The organism is Halomonas sp. TD01 (assembly GCF_923868895.1).
In the GTDB taxonomy this organism is placed as follows: Bacteria; Pseudomonadota; Gammaproteobacteria; order Pseudomonadales; family Halomonadaceae; genus Vreelandella.
In genome coordinates, this window is record NZ_OV350343.1 from 2,224,488 (window position 1) to 2,243,975 (window position 19,488).

15 protein-coding genes are annotated in these 19,488 nt (G+C 51.6%); 9 read left to right on the forward strand and 6 right to left on the reverse strand.

The window, feature by feature from the left end:
• Positions 1 to 176 precede the first annotated feature (176 nt).
• Together dnaG and rpoD are read left to right on the forward strand one after the other, a co-directional pair.
• On the forward strand, positions 177 to 2,081 hold the full coding sequence (gene dnaG / locus L1X57_RS10085) for a DNA primase (RefSeq protein ID WP_009721434.1): 1,905 nt from the start codon (positions 177 to 179) through the stop codon (positions 2,079 to 2,081).
• A gap of 281 nt (positions 2,082 to 2,362) precedes the next feature.
• Positions 2,363 to 4,216, forward strand: a complete 1,854-nt coding sequence (gene rpoD / locus L1X57_RS10090) for an RNA polymerase sigma factor RpoD (RefSeq protein WP_009721435.1) — start codon at positions 2,363 to 2,365, stop codon at positions 4,214 to 4,216.
• Positions 4,217 to 4,338: 122 nt separating this feature from the next.
• Here rpoD and L1X57_RS10095 read toward each other — a convergent pair whose 3' ends face one another.
• Together L1X57_RS10095 and L1X57_RS10100 are read right to left on the reverse strand one after the other, a co-directional pair.
• Complete coding sequence (locus L1X57_RS10095) at positions 4,339 to 5,910, reverse strand: AbgT family transporter (RefSeq protein ID WP_009721436.1); 1,572 nt, start codon at positions 5,908 to 5,910, stop codon at positions 4,339 to 4,341.
• A 186-nt stretch (positions 5,911 to 6,096) separates the two neighbouring features.
• Positions 6,097 to 6,747 (reverse strand): hypothetical protein, encoded by a 651-nt coding sequence (locus L1X57_RS10100; protein ID WP_009721437.1) that lies wholly within the window; start codon positions 6,745 to 6,747, stop codon positions 6,097 to 6,099.
• Positions 6,748 to 6,945: 198 nt separating this feature from the next.
• Here L1X57_RS10100 and L1X57_RS10105 point away from each other — a divergent pair, with 198 nt between their 5' ends.
• Positions 6,946 to 8,313, forward strand: coding sequence for an L-serine ammonia-lyase (locus tag L1X57_RS10105; RefSeq protein ID WP_009721438.1), 1,368 nt, complete (start codon positions 6,946 to 6,948; stop codon positions 8,311 to 8,313).
• On the opposite strand, the gene L1X57_RS10110 is transcribed toward L1X57_RS10105, so the two are convergent.
• On the reverse strand, positions 8,310 to 9,206 hold the full coding sequence (locus L1X57_RS10110) for a LysR family transcriptional regulator (RefSeq protein WP_009721439.1): 897 nt from the start codon (positions 9,204 to 9,206) through the stop codon (positions 8,310 to 8,312). The two genes, L1X57_RS10105 and L1X57_RS10110, sit on opposite strands and share 4 nt — an antisense overlap.
• A gap of 174 nt (positions 9,207 to 9,380) precedes the next feature.
• Between L1X57_RS10110 and L1X57_RS10115 the strand changes: the two genes are divergently transcribed.
• The 3 genes from L1X57_RS10115 (at position 9,381) to mtgA (ending at position 12,147) form a co-directional block, all read left to right on the forward strand.
• Complete coding sequence (locus L1X57_RS10115; protein ID WP_009721440.1) at positions 9,381 to 10,490, forward strand: S-(hydroxymethyl)glutathione dehydrogenase/class III alcohol dehydrogenase; 1,110 nt, start codon at positions 9,381 to 9,383, stop codon at positions 10,488 to 10,490.
• A 75-nt stretch (positions 10,491 to 10,565) separates the two neighbouring features.
• On the forward strand, positions 10,566 to 11,420 hold the full coding sequence (gene fghA, locus L1X57_RS10120) for an S-formylglutathione hydrolase (RefSeq protein WP_039868396.1): 855 nt from the start codon (positions 10,566 to 10,568) through the stop codon (positions 11,418 to 11,420).
• Positions 11,421 to 11,430: 10 nt separating this feature from the next.
• A complete protein-coding gene (gene mtgA / locus L1X57_RS10125) occupies positions 11,431 to 12,147 on the forward strand; it encodes a monofunctional biosynthetic peptidoglycan transglycosylase (RefSeq protein ID WP_009721442.1) in 717 nt (238 codons plus the stop codon).
• 4 nt (positions 12,148 to 12,151) lie between these two features.
• On the opposite strand, the gene L1X57_RS10130 is transcribed toward mtgA, so the two are convergent.
• Positions 12,152 to 13,051 (reverse strand): DMT family transporter, encoded by a 900-nt coding sequence (locus L1X57_RS10130; RefSeq protein ID WP_442786590.1) that lies wholly within the window; start codon positions 13,049 to 13,051, stop codon positions 12,152 to 12,154.
• A gap of 181 nt (positions 13,052 to 13,232) precedes the next feature.
• Between L1X57_RS10130 and L1X57_RS10135 the strand changes: the two genes are divergently transcribed.
• The 3 genes from L1X57_RS10135 (at position 13,233) to L1X57_RS10145 (ending at position 16,492) form a co-directional block, all read left to right on the forward strand.
• On the forward strand, positions 13,233 to 13,622 hold the full coding sequence (locus L1X57_RS10135) for a DUF4168 domain-containing protein (RefSeq protein ID WP_009721445.1): 390 nt from the start codon (positions 13,233 to 13,235) through the stop codon (positions 13,620 to 13,622).
• Positions 13,623 to 13,854: 232 nt separating this feature from the next.
• Positions 13,855 to 15,765: a DUF294 nucleotidyltransferase-like domain-containing protein gene (locus L1X57_RS10140; RefSeq protein ID WP_009721446.1), complete on the forward strand. Its 1,911-nt coding sequence runs from the start codon at positions 13,855 to 13,857 to the stop codon at positions 15,763 to 15,765.
• A 1-nt stretch (position 15,766) separates the two neighbouring features.
• Complete coding sequence (locus L1X57_RS10145; protein ID WP_009721447.1) at positions 15,767 to 16,492, forward strand: 3'-5' exonuclease; 726 nt, start codon at positions 15,767 to 15,769, stop codon at positions 16,490 to 16,492.
• A 74-nt stretch (positions 16,493 to 16,566) separates the two neighbouring features.
• Here L1X57_RS10145 and L1X57_RS10150 read toward each other — a convergent pair whose 3' ends face one another.
• Positions 16,567 to 18,207, reverse strand: a complete 1,641-nt coding sequence (locus L1X57_RS10150; protein WP_009721448.1) for a BCCT family transporter — start codon at positions 18,205 to 18,207, stop codon at positions 16,567 to 16,569.
• A gap of 242 nt (positions 18,208 to 18,449) precedes the next feature.
• A complete protein-coding gene (locus L1X57_RS10155) occupies positions 18,450 to 19,322 on the reverse strand; it encodes a glycine betaine ABC transporter substrate-binding protein (RefSeq protein ID WP_009721449.1) in 873 nt (290 codons plus the stop codon).
• Between the last annotated feature and the right edge of the window lie 166 nt (positions 19,323 to 19,488).

Genomic DNA, 19,488 nt, shown 5'->3' on the forward strand with positions numbered 1-19,488 from the left:
CCGTACCCGAGGGGGCCGGAGCAGTTAGCTGGTCGTCTCAAGAGGGATGTCAAGCGGCCGCCACTAGGTGGCCGTTTGTTTTTGTTTTGATTCATCGCTGTTTATGGTGATCTGGCAGTATGCCCGATGACCCTAGGCAAGTGAGCTAGCGCTTTGCGCGAGGATGCCCGTAGTTCATGGCAGGCCAGATTCCACAACGTTTTATTGATGACCTGTTAGGCCGCGTTGATGTGGTCGAGGTGGTTGGTGAGCGTGTGCAGCTTAAAAAGGCCGGGCGTAACTATTCTGGGCTATGTCCTTTCCATCAAGAGAAAACCCCATCGTTCACGGTCAGCGCCGATAAGCAGTTTTATCACTGCTTTGGGTGTGGTGCCCACGGTAATGCGCTACGCTTTCTAATGGAATACGACAAACTGCCCTTTCCCGATGCGGTTGAGCAGTTAGCTAGTCGTTTGGGGGTAGAGGTTCCTCGTGAAGGTGCCGATGATCCACGCGCCCAGCAGCGCGAAAAAAAGCGCAAAGAGGGCGTTAACCTTCTTGAGCTTGCTGCCAGTTTTTACCGAGAACGGCTAAAAATGCAGGAAGGGCAGGGAGCGCAGCGCTATCTGCAAGGGCGTGGTTTATCGCAAGACGTTGTCAGTGCCTATGGTATTGGCTATGCGCCTGGCGGGTGGGAAGCCCTGAAGCAGCACTTAAGCGCGAGAGGTATTGGTGAGTCTGTCCAAATAGAGTACGGCTTGCTAATTCACCGTGAAGACACAGGGCGGACGTATGACCGCTTTCGTGATCGAGTGATGTTTCCTATTCGGGATTTAAGGGGCCGCACCATTGCGTTTGGCGGTCGGGTAATGGGCGATGAGCAGCCTAAGTATCTGAATTCGCCCGAAACCCCCGTTTTTCACAAAGGGCGTGAGCTGTATGGGTTGTATGAGGCGCGCCAAGCCTCAAGCAAGCTTGAGCAGCTCGTCATTGTTGAAGGCTACATGGATGTAGTAGCGCTAGCGCAGTACGGTATTAATAACGCAGTCGCAACCTTGGGAACTGCTACGACAGAAGATCACCTCAGCCGACTATTTCGTTTAGTCAGCCGCGTGGTGTTTTGCTTTGACGGTGACCGTGCAGGACGTCAAGCTGCCACCCGTGCGTTAGAAACAGCACTGCCGCAGATGATCGACGGTCGTGAAGCGCGCTTTCTGTTTCTGCCAGAGGGTGATGACCCTGACACGCTAGTTCGCCGTGAAGGTAGCGACGCATTTCAGGATCGCGTTACCTGTGCGATGCCGCTATCTGAGTTTCTCTTTGAGCAGGCGGCCCAGGGACGTGACCTGAATACAGTAGAAGGGCGTGAGCGGTTTGCAAGTCAGGTGCTTGAAGCATTGAACAAAGTACCCGAAGGCATGCTCAAATCGTTACTGTTGGAGGCGTTAGCTAAGCGTAGTGGGTTGGCGCAATCGCAGCTGAAAGCACTGCTTGATAAACGAGCAACTGCCAGTGCGCAAAAAGAAGCACAGAAAGCGTCTTCGCAAGAGGCCGCACACTGGGAGCCGATTGAGTCGCCTGACATGATGTCGTTTGAGCATCATGAAGAACAGCCGACCAGCGCAAAGCCTTCTGGTAAAAAGTCACAAAAGGGGCGTTCTCAGCAGCGTCGCCCGCAAGTGCTTTCTACCGTGGCGCGTATTGTGCAGCTACTGTTGCATGAGCCTCGCTTAGTGGCATCGCTACCAGACTCCTTGGACTGGTTGCCGGAAGATGAAGAAACACCGCTATGTCGTGACTTGATTGAGTTACTGCGTGCAGGGCGTTATCGCAGCCCGCAAGTGGTGTTGGCACATTTTCAGGGTAGTCATGAAGGGCAGGTATTGGCTGAGCTGGCGACACGGGAGCTGCTGATTCCCAAGGGTACCCGAGAGGCCGAGCTGACAGGGCTGGTTGAGCATCTAGTGGAGGTTCAGCGCAAGCGCTCGCCTCAGGAAGAGTACCAAGCGTTGCTGGATTTAGAGCGTTCTGGGCAGAAGCTAGATAAAGCGCAGCGGCAACGTTTGGCAAGCTTAGTCATGGAGCTTGTTCAACGACACTAAGCGGGCTGCGAGATGTCGGTTTTTGAAAGATCAGGGTTTGGAAGATGAGAACCTGAAACAGAGTTTGAGGCGCTAGGGTTGAATTTCCCTAACGTTGGCACCAAATAAAGGGTCAGTCGCCAGGCGCTGGCCTAACCGAACAACCTAACACACCTGAATGACCGCGCAAATACGTTTCGCTGGAAAAAATCCTGCTATTTACGCTATACTGTTCGGCTTGTTGAGTTTAATCGATTCAGCGCCCCAGGTGTTTCATTCTTCTTCGTCGAGATAGGGTTTCTATGGCTGGAAATGCGCAGCAGCAGTCACGTCTGAAGGAGTTGATCGCGCGCGGCAAGGAACAGGGCTACCTGACCTATGCCGAGGTCAACGACCATCTACCCGAGGATATCGCCGACCCGGATCAAGTGGAAGACATCATTGGCATGATCAACGACATGGGTATCAGTGTCGTTGAAGAAGCGCCAGATGAAGACACTTTGATGATGTCGGATCACTCCACGGACGAGTCCGCTGCGGAAGAGGCCGTTGCGGCACTCGCCGCCGTGGAAAGCGACGTCGGTCGCACTACCGACCCTGTACGCATGTACATGCGTGAAATGGGTACGGTTGAACTTCTAACCCGCGAAGGTGAGATCGAAATCGCCAAGCGGATAGAAGAGGGCACACGGGAAGTAATGTCAGCGCTGGCGTATTTGCCCGGCGCTGTCGCTTCTATCCTGGATGCTTATGACGCCACGCAGGATGAAGAAGCGCCTGGTCGCTTGTCCGACTTGTTCTCTGGCTTTATTGATCCTGATGAAGGGATCCCTGGCGTTGCTGAAGCCGAAGTGCCTGAACCCGAAGCCGAACCTGAGCTAAGCGATGATGATATCGATAGCGACGAAGACGACGAGGATGACGACAGCACTGCCAGTGAAGGTGGCCCAGATCCGGAAGAAGCGAAAGCTCGTTTCGAACAAATCCGTGAGCAGAATGCCGCTGTTGAAGCTGCGTTCGCGAAACATGGTCGTGGCAGTGCTGAACTTAAAAGTGAGCAAGCTCGTTTAGCCGAACTGTTTTCGCCAATCAAGCTAGTGCCGAAGCATTTTGAGAGGCTGGTCGGTCAAGTACGTATTAGTGTTGAGCAGGTGCGTGCCCAAGAAAAAGCGGTTATGCAGCTGTGCGTGAAGAAAGCTAAAGTACCGCGCAAGACGTTCATTAAGTCGTTCCCCGGGTACGAGTCTAATCCAAAATGGTTGGACACTTTCCAGGAAGCGCAGCCCAAATATGCTGACCGTCTTGAGCCACTTCGCGCTGATATTGCTCGCTCACAGCGCAAAATTGCCTTTGAAGAAGACATGGTGCAGCTCACCGTGGCCGACCTCAAAGAGGTTAACCGCAAACTCTCTATCGGCGAAGCGAAAGCGCGTCGTGCCAAGAAAGAGATGGTTGAGGCTAACCTGCGTTTGGTGATCTCGATTGCTAAGAAATACACCAACCGTGGTCTGCAGTTCTTGGATCTGATTCAGGAAGGCAATATTGGTCTGATGAAAGCGGTTGATAAGTTCGAATATCGCCGCGGCTACAAGTTCTCGACCTATGCCACATGGTGGATTCGCCAGGCGATTACGCGTTCGATCGCTGACCAGGCACGCACCATCCGTATTCCGGTGCACATGATTGAGACGATCAACAAGCTCAATCGTGTTTCTCGCCAGATGCTGCAGGAAATGGGCCGCGAGCCAACACCGGAAGAGCTGGGCGAACGTCTAGAAATGCCGGAAGACAAAGTGCGCAAGGTGTTGAAAATTGCCAAAGAGCCGATCTCTATGGAGACGCCGATTGGTGACGACGACGATTCGCACTTAGGTGACTTTATCGAAGACGGCACTATGCTGTTGCCGATTGATATGGCTACTGGCGAAGGCTTGATCGAAGCGACGCGTAACGTCCTTGGCGGTTTAACCGCACGTGAAGCGAAAGTGCTACGCATGCGTTTCGGTATCGATATGAACACCGACCACACGCTAGAAGAAGTGGGTAAGCAGTTTGACGTTACTCGCGAGCGGATTCGTCAGATCGAAGCGAAGGCGTTGCGCAAGCTACGCCATCCGAGTCGCTCTGAGCCGCTGCGCTCGTTCCTCGACGAGTGAACAGTAAGCTCTAGTAAGTAGAGAGTGGTGAATTGATAGTCGCCACCATGACCAAAAAGCCCGCCGTTCATAGAACGGCGGGCTTTTTGCGTTATGCCATGAGCGTTATATGTTGATAAAGCTTACAGCGTGTAATGCGTGGCTGACCCAGGGCCGACAGGCAAGCCAAAAACGAATACCCAAATAAAGAACAGCAGGCTCCAGCCAATCAGCATAAATAGCGTGTAGGGCAGCATGAGTGCCACCAACGTACCAATTCCCATATCTTTCCGATAGCGGGTTGCCACGGCCAAAATCAAGCCAAAGTAGCTCATCATGGGGGTAATTAGATTGGTCACTGAATCGCCGATCCGATACGCCGCTTGAATCACTTCTGGGGCATAGCCCATCAGCATTAGCATTGGCACAAAGATCGGAGCCGTCACGGCCCACTGAGCTGAGGCGCTGCCTAAAGATAGATTGACGAACGCGCACATAATAATAAACAGCGCGAATAGGCCTGGACCGCGTAGCCCTAAGGACTGCAGCAGGTCGGCACCTGCAACGGCTGTCACGGTGCCAAAGTTGCTCCAGTTAAATAGCGCAACAAACTGCGCCGCAAAAAAGACCAGAACGATATAGAGGCCGAGGCTGCTCATACTCTTCGCCATGGCATCGACAATATCGCGATCATTTTGCATGGTGCCTGCTAAGCGGCCATAGACGAAACCCAATAAGGTGAATGACACCGCGACAATCACCACAATGCCACGCAAAAAGGGTGAGCCGCTAATCAGCCCTGTTTCGGGGTTGCGCAATATGCCACTTTCGGGCACTACCATGACAGCCACCAGTGCGGCTAAAGCTAATGTCGCAAGACCAGTCCCTTTTAAGGCGCGTTTCTCTGATGCTGACAGCCCTTCCATGCGTTGGTTATCAATATCGCTATCAGCGTAGGTGGAGTCGAATTTACCAAGCTTGGGTTCTACGATGCGCTCAGTAACAAAGCCACCAATAAGCGTGACGAAGAACGTGCTGGCGAACATGAAGAACCAGTTGGCTTCTGCACCCACAATGTAAGCTGGGTCGAGAAGGCGCGCTGCTTCCTGGGTAATGCCCGATAACAGTGGGTCAACGGTGCCGATCAGTAGGTTAGCGCTGTAGCCTCCAGAGACACCGCAGAATGCGGCAGCTAGGCCCGCCAATGGATGACGCCCTAATGAGTGGAAGATCATTGCCGCCAAAGGAATCAATACGACATAGCCAAGCTCAGCCGCCATGTTCGACATGATGCCGGCAAATACCACTGCATAAGTGACAATACGCGGCGAGCGGTTGAGAACCAGCGCCCGCATGCTGGCTGAAAGCAGGCCGGAGTGTTCAGCAACGCCGACCCCGAGCATGGCCACCAGCACCGTGCCCAGCGGTGCAAAGCTAGTGAAGTTGGTCACCATTTCAGTGACTAAACGACGCAGGCCTTCGGCATTGAGCAACGAATTAACCGCTATCCATTCACCTGCGTTAGCAGGGCGAGGATCAGCAACAGATACACCTAATGCTCCGGCGATGCCGCTGGCGATTACTACCAGCACACATAAAATAGCGAATAGAGTAACAGGATGTGGAAGAAGGTTACCCAGCCACTCAACGCTATCTAGAAAGCGAGTAAAAGCCCCTCGCTTTAGGTTTTCTTCGCGATTTTGTGAGTTTGTCATAAGATTTGTGTCGTCAGTAGGTTATTTTTCAGCAAAAATGCCCATAAGTCTGGCGGACGACACTACGTTGAAGCCAACAGCGGCGCAAATGGCTTTGCGTATAGCGAGATGTAAAAAATGAAATGCCGCCTATACAGAGCGTTAGGCGGCGATAGCGAAGGGCACTAATGGGATAGCGAGTGAGGCTTAGCGAGGGATTTGGCGCGTCTTGTAGATACGCCGAGCAATCAATAGAAGCTCAATCATGGCAAATAGAATCAAGCTATAGCCTAAAAGTTCGATGGCTTCTTCTGCGACATCTTTAAATTCGCGGATATAGTCGTCCTGCATGACGGCTCGCCAGAAGTCTTGGCGGCCATAAAGGCGAGAGAAGATATAGGTAACAAGAACGCCAGCAGTGAAAAGTCCAAACGCGAACGTGTTGCTATAATGAGAGAATTCCTCAATAAATCGGCGGCGATGCACGACTACCCATACAAGGCTAGGTATTACAATTAACGATACCAGTACTTTCCAGGTGTTGTCTGCGACGTAGTGATCTAAAAAGTAATCCTGTTCGCGCACCAGCGACGCAGCTACAAATGCCAGCAATAGAAGCGTGACGGTAGGCCACACTCTGAGTACTTGGCGCACATAAATTAATAAGCCACAACAGCTGGCCAGTACCAGAGTTTGGGCGAATTCCGTAAAGCCTAGCTCGGTATAGCGCACGTTAGGTAGATAGAGAGCTTCGAAATAACCGCCCTGGGCAATACCTGCGATAAAAAGCACATAAAGCGTTGCACGCAGGAGCGTATATCCGAAACTGATTGGCCACTGCGGTGGGGAAGAGGGCATACCAACATCCTTATCGGAAAGATAACGTTTTAAGTGAGATGCTCAAAAGCACGCATAGAAGAATATTCATTATATCGTCACCCTTCTATGCCCGCACGCCGAACTTAATGTGAACTGCTCGACTAATGGTGGGTTAAGGCTGCACAGTAACGTAGCTAACAGGTAATCAACAACTACCGCTGAGGGGCGGACAACACAATGGCAATAAGCGTTTTTGATCTCTTTAGAATTGGGATTGGCCCATCAAGCTCTCATACGGTTGGGCCGATGCGTGCTGCACGCGATTTTAGCCAAGCTGTTACACCACCGTCGCTGACGCGCATTGTGGTTCGGCTTCATGGTTCGTTAGCCTCTACCGGCATCGGGCATGGTACTGACGGTGCCGTCATCATGGGCTTGATGGGGGAAACGCCAGAGTCAATTGATCCAGATACCATTACTGAGCGACTACGCGCGCTTGATGAAGGCGCTCAACTAACGCTGCCCAATGGGCAGACGCTATCGTTTGATCGTACCCGGGATATTGAATGGGACGAACAGTGCTTACCATTTCACCCAAACGCCATGGTGTTAACGGCTTATCAACACGATACGGTTATCGCGACAAATACCTATTATTCCCTTGGTGGTGGCTTTTATGTCGACCAAGCCTGCGCCGATCAGGGAGGGTTAGAAGAAGACAAAACGGCGCTGCCTTACCCTTTTGAAACGGCTAATGAATTGTTAGCGCTCTGCCAAGAAAATGGTCTGCGTATCAGTGAGTTAATGTTTGAAAACGAAAAAGCATGGCGCAGTGAAGAGATGATTCGCACAGAGCTACTGACGATTTGGCAAGCAATGCGTACTAGTATTGAAAATGGCCTAAAAGCGACGGGGCATTTGCCCGGTGGTTTGAACGTTCGTCGTCGTGCCCATGGGCTGCATCAACAACTGCTTTCACCTCCACAGAATCAACGTTTGATTGTGTCGAGCTTCACAGTGATGGATTGGGTCAATTTGTTTGCTCTGGCGGTGAATGAAGAGAATGCTGCGGGTAAACGGATGGTCACCGCACCGACTAACGGTGCCGCTGGTATTGTGCCTGCTGTGCTGGCGTACTATTTGAAATTTGAGCCAGATGCCTGTGACGATGACATAGTGGCCTTTTTGTTGGCGGCGGGAGCGATGGGTATTTTATGTAAAAAGAACGCATCGATTTCCGGCGCGGAAGTTGGCTGTCAGGGGGAGGTCGGCTCTGCTTGTGCTATGGCAGCCGCTGGGCTTGCTGAAGTGCTGGGTGGATCGCCAAAACAGGTGGAAAACGCTGCTGAAATTGGTCTAGAACATAATCTTGGCCTTACTTGCGACCCAGTAGCGGGATTGGTTCAAGTGCCGTGTATTGAGAGAAACGCCATTGCCTCGGTGAAGGCGATCAATGCTGCAAGAATGGCGATGCATGGTGATGGAGACCATTTTGTATCGTTGGATAAAGTGATTCGTACCATGCGTGACACTGGCCGAGATATGCAAGATAAATACAAAGAGACGTCAAAAGGTGGCTTGGCTGTTAACGCCATCGAGTGTTAGCCAGACGGGCGGGGCGGTAGCGTCGCATCAATATTGGCTACCAAGTAATCGACGAGCTGGCGTATTTTGGGTGATAGGTGGCGGTGACGGGGATACACCGCCCATACCGCTGTATCGTTGTGTTGGAAAGGCTCCAACACGGACACCAGTTCACCACTGGCAAGATAGGGGGCTACGTAGTAATCCGGCAGTTGGGCAAGCCCCAGCCCTTTAAGCGCGGCGTCAAGCAGCGCGGGCCCAGAATTGCCGCTCCAGCAGCCTTCCACTTTAACTTCGCGGCGCTGCCCGTTGACTTCAAACAACCAGTTAGGGCGTGAGCCCATCAGGCAACGGTGCTGGCTAAGTTCCGATAACGTATGTGGCCTGGGAGCCTGGCGGAAGTAAGCCCGGGATCCCACGACATACTCCTGCCGTTCGCACAGCCGCCGAGCAATCAGGCTAGAGTCTTTGAGTACCCCCATGCGAATAGCAATATCATAGCCTTCTTCAATAATTTCTACGGGGCGATTAGTGAAGTGCATATGCACTTCAAGCTGCGGGTGCAGACACTGGAAGTCATTAACCAGTGGAGCGATATAGCGCTCGCCAAACGTCGTCGCTGAGGTCAGCTTCAGCAGCCCACGCGGATTTGCCTGAAGCTCGCTGATAGCTTGCTCTGCATCGCGCAGGCCATCAAAGAGATGGCGGCAGTGCTCAACGTAGATTGCCCCTGCATCGGTTAAGCGAATTTGCCGTGTTGTGCGGTACAAAAGCTGAACGCCCAACTGATTTTCCAACTGGCTCACCAAGCGGCTGATATGCGATGTCGATACTTTTAAGTGTCGTGCAGCGGCCGAGAATGTTCCCAGCCTTACCACCTCGACGAATGCCTCAATACGATCCCAGCGTTGCACGGGCAGTCCTTGATTAATCTGTGATTGTTGCTCAGTAGCAATAATCTTGTGAGTGTATCCCGCTTTATCCTGCTCGCCTAGCTGACCTACACTGCAGCCATTAAATCTGATTCGATTAAAACAAGTCAGATAAAGACAGTATTTATTCTTATGTGACCATTAAGGAGATGCATGATGAAATCACGTGCCGCCGTAGCACTCGAAGCGGGTAAACCGCTTGAATTAGTCGAAATTGATGTAGAAGGCCCGAAGGCGGGCGAAGTATTGGTTAAGATGGCAGCGACTAGCGTATGCCACACCGATGCTTATACCCTGTCTGGCGCTGATCCTGAAGGTAATTTCCCAGCGGTATTGGGCCATGAAGGCGCTGGTGTGGTACAGGAAGTTGGCGAGGGTGTGACCAGCGTTAAGCCGGGTGACCATGTTATCCCGCTATACACTGCCGAGTGCGGAAAATGTAAATTCTGCCTCTCCGGTAAAACCAACCTGTGTGGCAGCGTGCGCGCTACTCAGGGAAAAGGTGTGATGCCTGATGGCACTTCGCGTTTTTCGCTAGATGGCAAAATGCTGCATCACTACATGGGTACGTCGACCTTTAGTGAGTACACCGTGCTGCCGGAAGTGTCGCTTGCGGTGGTCTCCAAAGAAGCACCCATGGATAAAATTTGCCTATTGGGCTGTGGCGTTACTACCGGTATTGGTGCGGTACTTAATACGGCAAAAGTAGAGCCAGGCTCCACCATCGCCGTTTTTGGTTTGGGCGCGATTGGTTTAGCGGTCATCCAAGGGGCGGTAATGGCAAAAGCCTCGAAGATTATTGCTATCGATGTAAATCCCGATAAATTTGAATTGGCCAAGCAGTTTGGCGCGACCGACTTCGTCAACCCGAAAGACTACAGCGATCCGATTCAGCAGGTAATCGTCGATATGACTGACGGCGGCGTTGATTACTCCTTTGAGTGTATCGGCAATGTTAACGTAATGCGCTCGGCCCTTGAGTGCTGTCATAAAGGCTGGGGTGAGTCTATTGTCATCGGTGTCGCGGGCGCTGGCGAAGAGATCTCCACGCGCCCCTTCCAACTGGTCACCGGACGCGTTTGGAAAGGCTCTGCGTTTGGCGGTGTTAAAGGTCGTAGTGAGTTACCGGGTTACGTCGAACGCTATATGAATGGCGAGCTGAATATCGACGACTTTATTACCCACGACATGCCGTTTGAGAAAATTAATGAAGCCTTTGATTTACTTCATGCAGGTAAGAGCATTCGTACCGTGCTGCATTACTGAGTATCATTGGTAATAGGGTAAATGAGCGCGGTAGGGGAAACCCGCCGCGTTTTCATCTTTTCAAGGAGCCTGCCCATGAGCATGAGTGAAACTTTAGAACTGGTGTCTGCCAATCGCAGTTTTGGTGGCTGGCACAAGCGCTACCGCCATTACTCCCGGGCGCTGGATTGCGACATGGTGTTCGCGGTTTACCTGCCGCCTCAGGCTGAGAATGAGCGCGTACCGCTGCTTTGGTGGTTGTCGGGCCTGACCTGTAACGATGAAAACTTTATGCAGAAAGCAGGCGCGCACCGCATCGCTGCTGAGCTAGGGGTGGCGATTGTTTGCCCCGACACCAGCCCTCGCGGCACTGAGCTGTCCGGTGAACATGAAAGTTATGATCTAGGGTCGGGCGCTGGTTTTTATGTAAACGCCACTCAAGCCCCCTGGAAATCGAATTACCGCATGTATGATTACGTGATTGAAGAGCTGCCTTCGGTGGTGCGTCAGCACTTCCCAGTGAACGGGCGTGAGTCGATCAGTGGTCACTCCATGGGCGGTCACGGGGCGTTAATCTTGGCGTTGCGCCATCCTGGCCGGTTCCGTTCGGTTTCCGCTTTTGCGCCCATTGTTAACCCAATGAACTGCCCCTGGGGACAAAAAGCATTCACCAGTTATTTGGGCGACGACCAGTCGCGTTGGCGCCAGTACGATGCCTGTGAACTGGTCGCTAATGGTGCCTCTCGTCAGCGGCTATTTATCGATCAAGGTGAGGCCGACCAGTTCCTGGATGAGCAGCTGATGCCGGAGCGTTTGGAAGCGGTGTGTGAAGAGCATGATCACCCGCTGACATTGCGCCGCCAGCCAGGCTACGATCATAGCTACTTCTTTATCGCCTCGTTCATCGAGGAGCATTTGCGCTATCATGCAGAACACCTCATGAAGCGCTAAGGATATCGAAATGCTTAATCGCGCGTTGCGCCGTTTTCTTGGTTTGATATGGCGTCTTATTTGGCGTGGCGCGCTGGCTTTTATTGTCCTTTCAGTTGCGCTGGTGTTGCTATTCCGATTTGTCCCGCCTCCTGGCTCGATGGTGATGGTAGAGCGTAAAATTCAAAGCTGGATAAACAGCGAACCTATCGATATACAACGCCAATGGAGAAGTTGGGAAAATCTATCCAGCAATGCCAAGCTGGCGGTGATAGCAGCGGAAGACCAGCGTTTTCCTCAGCATCGTGGTTTTGATTTAGTTGAGCTAAAGCGTGCCCTGAAGGCCAGTCTTGATGGTGAGCGGCTGCGGGGGGCCAGCACGTTAAGCCAGCAAACAGCCAAGAATGTTTTTTTATGGAGCGGCCGTAGCTGGGCCCGCAAGGGGCTAGAAGTATGGTTTACGTTGCTGATTGAAATGCTATGGAGCAAGCAACGCATACTGGAAGTGTATTTAAATGTCGCTGAGTGGGATACAGGAGTATTTGGACTAGAAGCGGCGGCGGGGCACTATTTTGGGGCGTCTGGAAGTGCATTGACCGAACGGCAAGCAAGCCTACTAGCGGCTATTCTTCCTAGTCCGCGTACCCGCAGCGCGTCACGGCCAGACGCTCAGGTAGAGCGCCGCAGCCAGTGGATTCTTCAGCAGATGCGTAATCTAGGCGGTGTCCGCTACTTGGAGCGATTGTAACGCTTCAAGCTTTTTCTTTACTGCTAGGTTTACGTACCACCATGACCACTCCTGCAATGGCAATGACCATGCCTGCCAGTCCGAGCAGTGGAAGACGCTCGTCGAAAAGCCACCATGCTTGCAGCGCGGTAACCGGTGGCACTAGATAAAACAGGCTGGCAACGCGCGATGCTTCGCCTTTTTTTATCAACGCCATTAACAGCAGGATGGCTGCGATAGACAGAATAAGTACTAGCCAGCCGAGAGTGAGCACAAACGTCATGCTCCATTCGACCTGGCGGGTTTCAAACAGCAGGGCCCCAATGCCCAGTAGCATGCCTGCCGCTATGTATTGAATAACCGCCCCGGAAAGAAGTGGCATGCTAGTGCAGTAGCGTTTCTGATAAAGCGTACCCAATGAAATTCCCACCAAGGCGGCCATCACGCTAACTAAGGCGCCAAGGCCAAATCCAGCAAAAAGCGAGGTGCCGAACTCTAGCTTGCTGCCCAGTACAAGACATATGCCCACAAGGCCAAGCAGTAGCCCCAGCCACTGGCGGGTGGTTAAGCGTTCACCCAGCAGCGGTCCAGCACAGGCTGCCGTTAGCAACGGCTGTAGGCCAACCAATAACGCTGCAAGCCCAGCAGGCATCCCCAAATAAATACCGTAAAAAACCCCACCTAAATAAGTACCGTGTACCAAAAGCCCTGAAACACCTATATGTAGCCAGAGTGCTGGCGATGAAGGCCATGCGATGCGCATTAACCACGTCAGTGGAATAAGCAGCATCAGGGTGAGTACGAAACGAATAAACAAAAACGTGAAAGGTTCTGCGTACGGAAGGCCAAATTTTGCGCCAATGAACCCCGTGCTCCAGAGTAAAACAAATAAACCAGGCATCGCGGCAAGGCCTAAAGAAGCCATGTTAATGTTTTTTAAGTGATTGATATTATTGGCCATAATTCCTCTGCATAGGGATTCTTTGCGTGCTTTTTTGTTACGTTACGTTCTTTCTGTCACTAACTTTTACATAAAAAGTTGAACCTGTTCCTGAACAACGCGTCACACGGTGCACATTCATAACGCATCAATGAGGTTTCTTTCTATGCAACGTATGACTGCTCTGTTCTCTGCTGCTCTTCTCGCTACAGGTCTTCTGGCTGGCACCGCTCACGCGCAGCAAACTCAAGACCCTGCTCAGGATCCGATGGCTACCCAGCAAGCGCCCGCTCAGGACTTTTCTGATCAGCAACTACAACAGTTCGCCGATGCTTCTCAAGAAATCGCCGTGATCTCTCAAGAGTACACACAGCGTCTGCAGGAAGCAGAAGATGAAACTACCCAACAGGAAGTTCGCGCTGAAGCCAACGACCGCATGATTGAAGTCGTTGAAGATAGTGGTCTAGATGTTGATACCTTTAACGCCATTGGTCAGTCAATCCAGCAAGACCCTGAAATGATGCAGCGTGTTCAGGAAATGGCTAACCAGTCGTAACTCTGTTTATGACAACCCTGGTTCAAAGTTATGGTGATAGGTTCTATGGTAGTTCTCCTTGAGCTAGACACCTATGTAGCATAACCCGTTTGACCCAATGCAAACCCAGCGTTCTACGCTGGGTTTTTTGCTTTTGTTAACTCTCATTTGTGACTGGAGGGTTTACGATACACGTTATCCAAGACAAACTTCATCTATTGATGATGCTGCCGCGCCAAGTGCAGGAGATCGCATGGATGTTGAACTGTTAGAAATACGTCAGCATATGGGGCAGTTCCCCCCGTTTGATGGCTTATCGGATGTATTGCTAGACGCTATAGCCGAGCAGGTTCAAGTACGCTACTACAAAACCGGGAGCGATATATTAAAGTTTGACGATATGCTCACGGAGTTGTGCTATATCCGTAGCGGAGCCGTTGAGGTATATCGTCGTCAAGGTGAGCTTTATAACCGCTTGGGCGAGGGGGATATCTTTGGGCATTTTAGCCTGCTGAGAAACCATAAAGTTCGGTTACCCGCTAAAGCGATCGAAGATACGCTAATCTACTTTATTCCCAACGCCGTCTTTCAACGGCTATGTGAAGAAGATGACGATTTTGCTGACTTTGTTGAACTCGAGCGCCCCCGTTTAGAAACCGCAGCAGAGCAGCAGAAGAAATCTAACGACATGATGGTCACGCGGATACGCAAATTGGTAACGCGTTATCCCGTCATGGTTGAGTCCACCACCACCGTTCAGCAAGCCGCTAAGCAAGTGAATGAGGCTCAAGCGTCGGCGGTGTTGGTAATTAATGAAGGCAGTAATAATCCGCGCTACAGCTTTCAGGATAGCGAAGGCAAAACCTGGCAAATGTGCGGCATTCTGACGGATAGTGACTTCCGCACCCGCATTGTAGCTGAAGGACTGTCAGCGCAAACGGCCATTGGAGAGGTTGTTTCCGAACGGTTAATTACCATTCAGTCGGATGCATCGGTTTACGAAGCCATGCTGACGATGCTGCGCAACAATGTTCATCACTTACCGGTGCTCTATCGCCAGCGTCCGGTGGGTGTTGTTCACCTTTCCGATATTATTCGTTACGAGACGCAAAGTGGGCTGTATCTGGTAAGCAATATTTTCAACCAGTCCAGTGCCCAGGGGCTAGCGAAACTTGCTCCAGATGTACGCGCTGCTTTTGTAAGAATGGTGCAAGAGGGTGCTAATTCGCAGATGGTGGGAAGTGCCTTGTCGACCATTGGGCGTAGTTTTACGCGGCGACTGCTAGAGCTTGCTGAAGAAGAGCTAGGGCCACCGCCTGTGCCTTACTGCTTTATGGTTAATGGCTCCATGGCGCGAAATGAGCAAAGTATCGTCACCGATCAGGATAATGCACTGATCTTGTCAGACGATTTCAATCCCGACGAGCATGACGACTACTTTCACGCGTTAGCTGCCTTTGTAAGCGATGGCCTAGATGCTTGCGGTTATACCTACTGCAAAGGCGATGTAATGGCGACCAACCGCCAATGGCGTCAGCCGTTGAATGTTTGGAAGCGCTATTTTCAAGATTGGATGGCGAACCCAACCCCTGAAAGGCTGCTTCATAGTTCGATCTTCTTCGATTTAGACAGCATTTACGGCGAAGACCACTTGGTTGAAGCGCTTCAGGACTTGATTGCCCAAACGGCTCCTCAGTCGCCACTATTTTTGGCAGCCATGGCCCGTAATGCGCTGAATCGAACGCCGCCGCTTGGGTTCTTCCGCACGTTTGTGATGGAAAAGGATGGAAAACATAATAATTCTATCAACCTAAAGCGGCGTGGTACTGCCCCCATGGTTGACCTTATTCGGGTACATGCGCTGGCCTGTGGGTCTAAAGCGCAAAACTCTTTCCAGCGCTTAAACGATATTAGCAATACCCAGCTACTTGCGACGGGCGTAAGCGATAAGCTCAGTTACGCGTTTGAGTTTTTATGTATGTCGCGGATTCGCCATCAAGTGATAGACCTGCAGGAAGACCGTTTCCCCGATAACAATATCGAGCCGGAGAATGTCGAGGATAGCGAGCGTCACACGCTTAAAGATGCTTTTCAAGTACTCAACAACGCGCAAAAATTCTTGAAGTTCCGCTATCCAGTGCCCGCTCAGCGGCAGGGGCGATAATATGCATGGAATCCGGCCCCGCCAAAAAGTAGTTCAAGCTAACTGGATAGGCTATATGGCTGAGCGTGCCGAACAAACCCATGATGATGCGCTTAGGCAATTTTTTGCAACGCCGCTACCCAACCCTGATACACCTATCGCGCAAGTGCCGATGGTGGCGTTAGATATGGAAACAACGGGGCTGGATGAGCGGCGTCATGCGATTGTCAGCATTGGTGTGGTGCCTTTCACACTGGATCGCATTCCGCTCGCCCAGCGTCGTTACTGGGTAGTGAAGCCTCCTAGGCCCTTGGATGAGGAGTCCATTGCTTACCATCACATCACACACTCAGAAATAGCCACTGCACCAGACTTGGACGCAGTACTGAATGAGCTATTAGCTGTGCTGGCTGGGCGATTGGTGGTGGTGCATTTTCGCAATATCGAACGTCCATTTCTCGATGCTGCCGTTAAAGCGCGGCGGGGAGAAGGGGTGATGTTCCCGATGATCGATACCATGTCGCTTGAGGCGCGTATGCATCGACAAACATTGTGGGCACGATTTCGCCGCTGGCTGGGGCGTCCGCCTGTTTCGATTCGCTTAAATGCAAGCCGTGAACGCTATGGTTTGCCTGCCTATCAAGGTCATCATGCACTGGTCGACGCACTGGCGACAGCCGAGTTGTTACAAGCGCAGATCAGTCACCACTACACGCCTGAGACACGGTTGAAAGATATTTGGGTTTAAGGGGTGGAATCGCTTAACGCAAACGGGCAGCCATTTGGCTGCCCGTTTGTGGTTTAGTGCAATTGAGATTCACATCATACCGCTTTAGGTTCGCTCATCAGCCCTTTGATAATGGCATAGCATGCCACCAGCAAGATGATGGTGAACGGGAAGCCAGTAGAAACCGCCATGGTTTGCAGTGCGGTCAAACCGCCGCCAAGCAGCAACGCAATTGCGATAGCTCCTTCGATAATCGCCCAGAACACGCGCTGTGGCTTCGGTGCATCCACCTTGCCGCCTGCGGTAATAGAGTCGATAACCAGTGAGCCAGAGTCAGAAGAGGTCACAAAGAAAATAATGACCAGCAAAATAGCAACAAACGAGGTGATTTGTGACAGCGGCAGTTGTTCAAGCATGATGAACAATTGCAGATCCACGCCCGCGTCGCGCACGGCTTCAATACCTTGGCTAACGTACTGGTCAATGGCGGTGCCGCCAAAGGTGGTCATCCAGAGTACCGATACAATGGAAGGCACTAGTAGAACCGAAACCAAGAATTCGCGCACAGTACGGCCACGGGAAACCCGTGCGATAAACATACCTACATACGGAGACCAGGAGATCCACCAAGCCCAATAGAAGGCAGTCCAACCTTGGCTAAAGTTCGCATCTTCACGGCCAAACGGATTCGACAGTGCTGGCAAGTGGACAACATAGTTAAGCAGGTTTTCAAAGAAACCTGTGGCGATGAGCAACGTTGGGCCAACGGCAATAACGAAGAAAAGCAGCACTGCCGCCATAGCGATGTTGATTTTTGAGAGCAGTTGAACGCCTTTATCGACACCGGCCATAATTGATCCGATAGCGATAATCGTGATGCCGATGATGAGCAGAATCATCGTGATATCGCTTTCTGGTGCGCCAAACAGGTAGGTCAAGCCTGCCGCTGCTTGGGTTGCGCCCAAACCAAGCGACGTTGCCAAACCAAACAGTGTGGCAAATACTGCCAGAATATCGATTAGATGCCCCGGCCAGCCCCATACGCGTTCACCGAGTATGGGGTAGAACACCGAGCGCATAGACAGCGGTAGCCCTTTGTTAAACGAAAATAAGGCAAGTGACAGCGCCACGACCGCGTAAATCGCCCAGGGGTGTAGGCCCCAGTGGAAGATTGTGGCTGCCATACCCAGTGCAGCCGCACCTGCAGCATCACCTTCGGCGCCCGCTAACGGTGCCCAGCTTCCACCATCAAAGGATGTTCCAAAGTGGGTCAGCGGCTCGTTTACGCCAAAGAACATCAGGCCAATGCCCATGCCTGCGGCAAATAGCATTGAAAACCAACCCACATAGGTAAAGTCGGGCTTTGCATCAGCGCCGCCGATGCGGATTTTGCCTAGCGGCGAAATAATTAACCCAAGACACAGAATAACGAAAATATTGGCGGCAAAAATAAAGAACCACGCCAAATTACCGGTCAGAAAGCTAAAAATAGCGTCATATACCGGTGCGATAGTGTCTTGTAATGCGAGTGTTAAGATGACAAACAGTAGAACCACAATTGACGAGATGGTGAATACCTTGCCATGTAGATCAAGGTTCACGCCCATCGTACTGGTGGTGATGTTGTCTTGGCCGATAACGTAATCGGTATCTATTAGATTTGCTGGGCCGTCAGGGGCGGGAATGCCCTCTGAGACCGGCTCATCTGGGGAGCGTTTTGAATCAGGATTATCCACTTTAGCCTCTCCATGTTGAACAAAAACGGCTATGCATTCGAGGAGTACTATGTTTTGACATCAACATCTCACTCCTAACAGGCATTAGCTGGCGGGCGTACCATCAGTACAATAGCAAACGTTGCTTAATCTTTATTCAACGGGCTGCATGCAGCCTTGAAAATTAGCTTTTATTACAGCGATATTATCAATCACAACAGAGGGCCGCAGCCCTCTGTTGCTTCATCGTCTGGCTAATGGCATTAACTATTAAGCCACTGCTCTACCACTTCTTGATTATCTTCAACCCACTGCTTAGCATTTTCATAGGGGTCGCTGCCATCTTCCTGATTCATCAGCATGACTTCGCCCATCTGCTCGGGTGTCCACTCGAAGGCGTCAAGAATGGCGTAGGCTTCTGGCATGTCATCTTTTAGGCCTTGGCGTACCACGGTATGAATCTGCTCGGCACCGCCATAGACATTTTCTGGGTCATCAAGGTATTTCAGGTCAAAGCGGGCAAACATCCAGTGTGGCGTCCAGCCAGTCACCACAACATCTTCTTCATTGTTAATAGCGCTTGAAAGCGCGGCGGTCATGGTGGCACCGCTACCGCTACGCAGGCGCAGCCCGAGGTCATAGGTATCCACGACCTCTTCAGTAAGAGCCATCAGGCCCGCACCGGGGTCAATACCGATGATCTCGCCGTTAAAGCTGTCGGCGTTGTCGTTTAGGTCAGCGATAGAATCAACATCTGTATAAGCCGGCACTACCAAACCTAGCTTGGTGCCATCCAAGTTCATGCCGAGATCTTCAAGTTTGTCACCTACACGCTCCATGTAGTCAGCGTGGGTGGTGGGTAGCCAAGCGGCAACAATGGCATCGGCGTCGCCAGTAGAAAGCGCCTGGAACATCGCAGCGGCAGAAAGTGAGGTTAGCTCAACTTCGAAACCCGCTTGTTCTAATACAGCAGCGACTACGTTGGTAGACGCTACTTCAGACGACCATTCAACATAGGCAAGGTTGATAGTGCCCTGATCTTGGGCATGGGCCAAACTTCCAGCGGCAACGCCAGTGCCGGCAATGAGGGCTAATGAGGCGAGGCGGATGCGGTGATTCAACGTACGACTTTTCATTCACTTGCTCCTTGGGGAAATAGTCCTGGCGTCTATCAATATAGTGGTTAAGCGCCACAACCGTAGTAAGAATGCTTTCCAACGTTACGTAACTAAAAATTTATAGGCGTGCTATCAGCATGCACATGCAAAAAGAGTGGATCAAGAAGATCGGTCAACGCAGCTC

What these genes read in the sequence shown, in the direction of transcription:
- dnaG (WP_009721434.1), top strand. Translation starts at nt 177, where the DNA reads ATGGCAGGCCAGATTCCACAACGTTTTATTGATGACCTGTTAGGCCGC.
- rpoD (WP_009721435.1), top strand. Translation starts at nt 2,363, where the DNA reads ATGGCTGGAAATGCGCAGCAGCAGTCACGTCTGAAGGAGTTGATCGCG.
- L1X57_RS10095 (WP_009721436.1), bottom strand. Translation starts at nt 5,910, where the DNA reads ATGACAAACTCACAAAATCGCGAAGAAAACCTAAAGCGAGGGGCTTTT.
- L1X57_RS10100 (WP_009721437.1), bottom strand. Translation starts at nt 6,747, where the DNA reads ATGCCCTCTTCCCCACCGCAGTGGCCAATCAGTTTCGGATATACGCTC.
- L1X57_RS10105 (WP_009721438.1), top strand. Translation starts at nt 6,946, where the DNA reads ATGGCAATAAGCGTTTTTGATCTCTTTAGAATTGGGATTGGCCCATCA.
- L1X57_RS10115 (WP_009721440.1), top strand. Translation starts at nt 9,381, where the DNA reads ATGAAATCACGTGCCGCCGTAGCACTCGAAGCGGGTAAACCGCTTGAA.
- fghA (WP_039868396.1), top strand. Translation starts at nt 10,566, where the DNA reads ATGAGCATGAGTGAAACTTTAGAACTGGTGTCTGCCAATCGCAGTTTT.
- mtgA (WP_009721442.1), top strand. Translation starts at nt 11,431, where the DNA reads ATGCTTAATCGCGCGTTGCGCCGTTTTCTTGGTTTGATATGGCGTCTT.
- L1X57_RS10130 (WP_442786590.1), bottom strand. Translation starts at nt 13,051, where the DNA reads ATGGCTTCTTTAGGCCTTGCCGCGATGCCTGGTTTATTTGTTTTACTC.
- L1X57_RS10135 (WP_009721445.1), top strand. Translation starts at nt 13,233, where the DNA reads ATGCAACGTATGACTGCTCTGTTCTCTGCTGCTCTTCTCGCTACAGGT.
- L1X57_RS10140 (WP_009721446.1), top strand. Translation starts at nt 13,855, where the DNA reads ATGGATGTTGAACTGTTAGAAATACGTCAGCATATGGGGCAGTTCCCC.
- L1X57_RS10145 (WP_009721447.1), top strand. Translation starts at nt 15,767, where the DNA reads ATGCATGGAATCCGGCCCCGCCAAAAAGTAGTTCAAGCTAACTGGATA.
- L1X57_RS10155 (WP_009721449.1), bottom strand. Translation starts at nt 19,322, where the DNA reads ATGAAAAGTCGTACGTTGAATCACCGCATCCGCCTCGCCTCATTAGCC.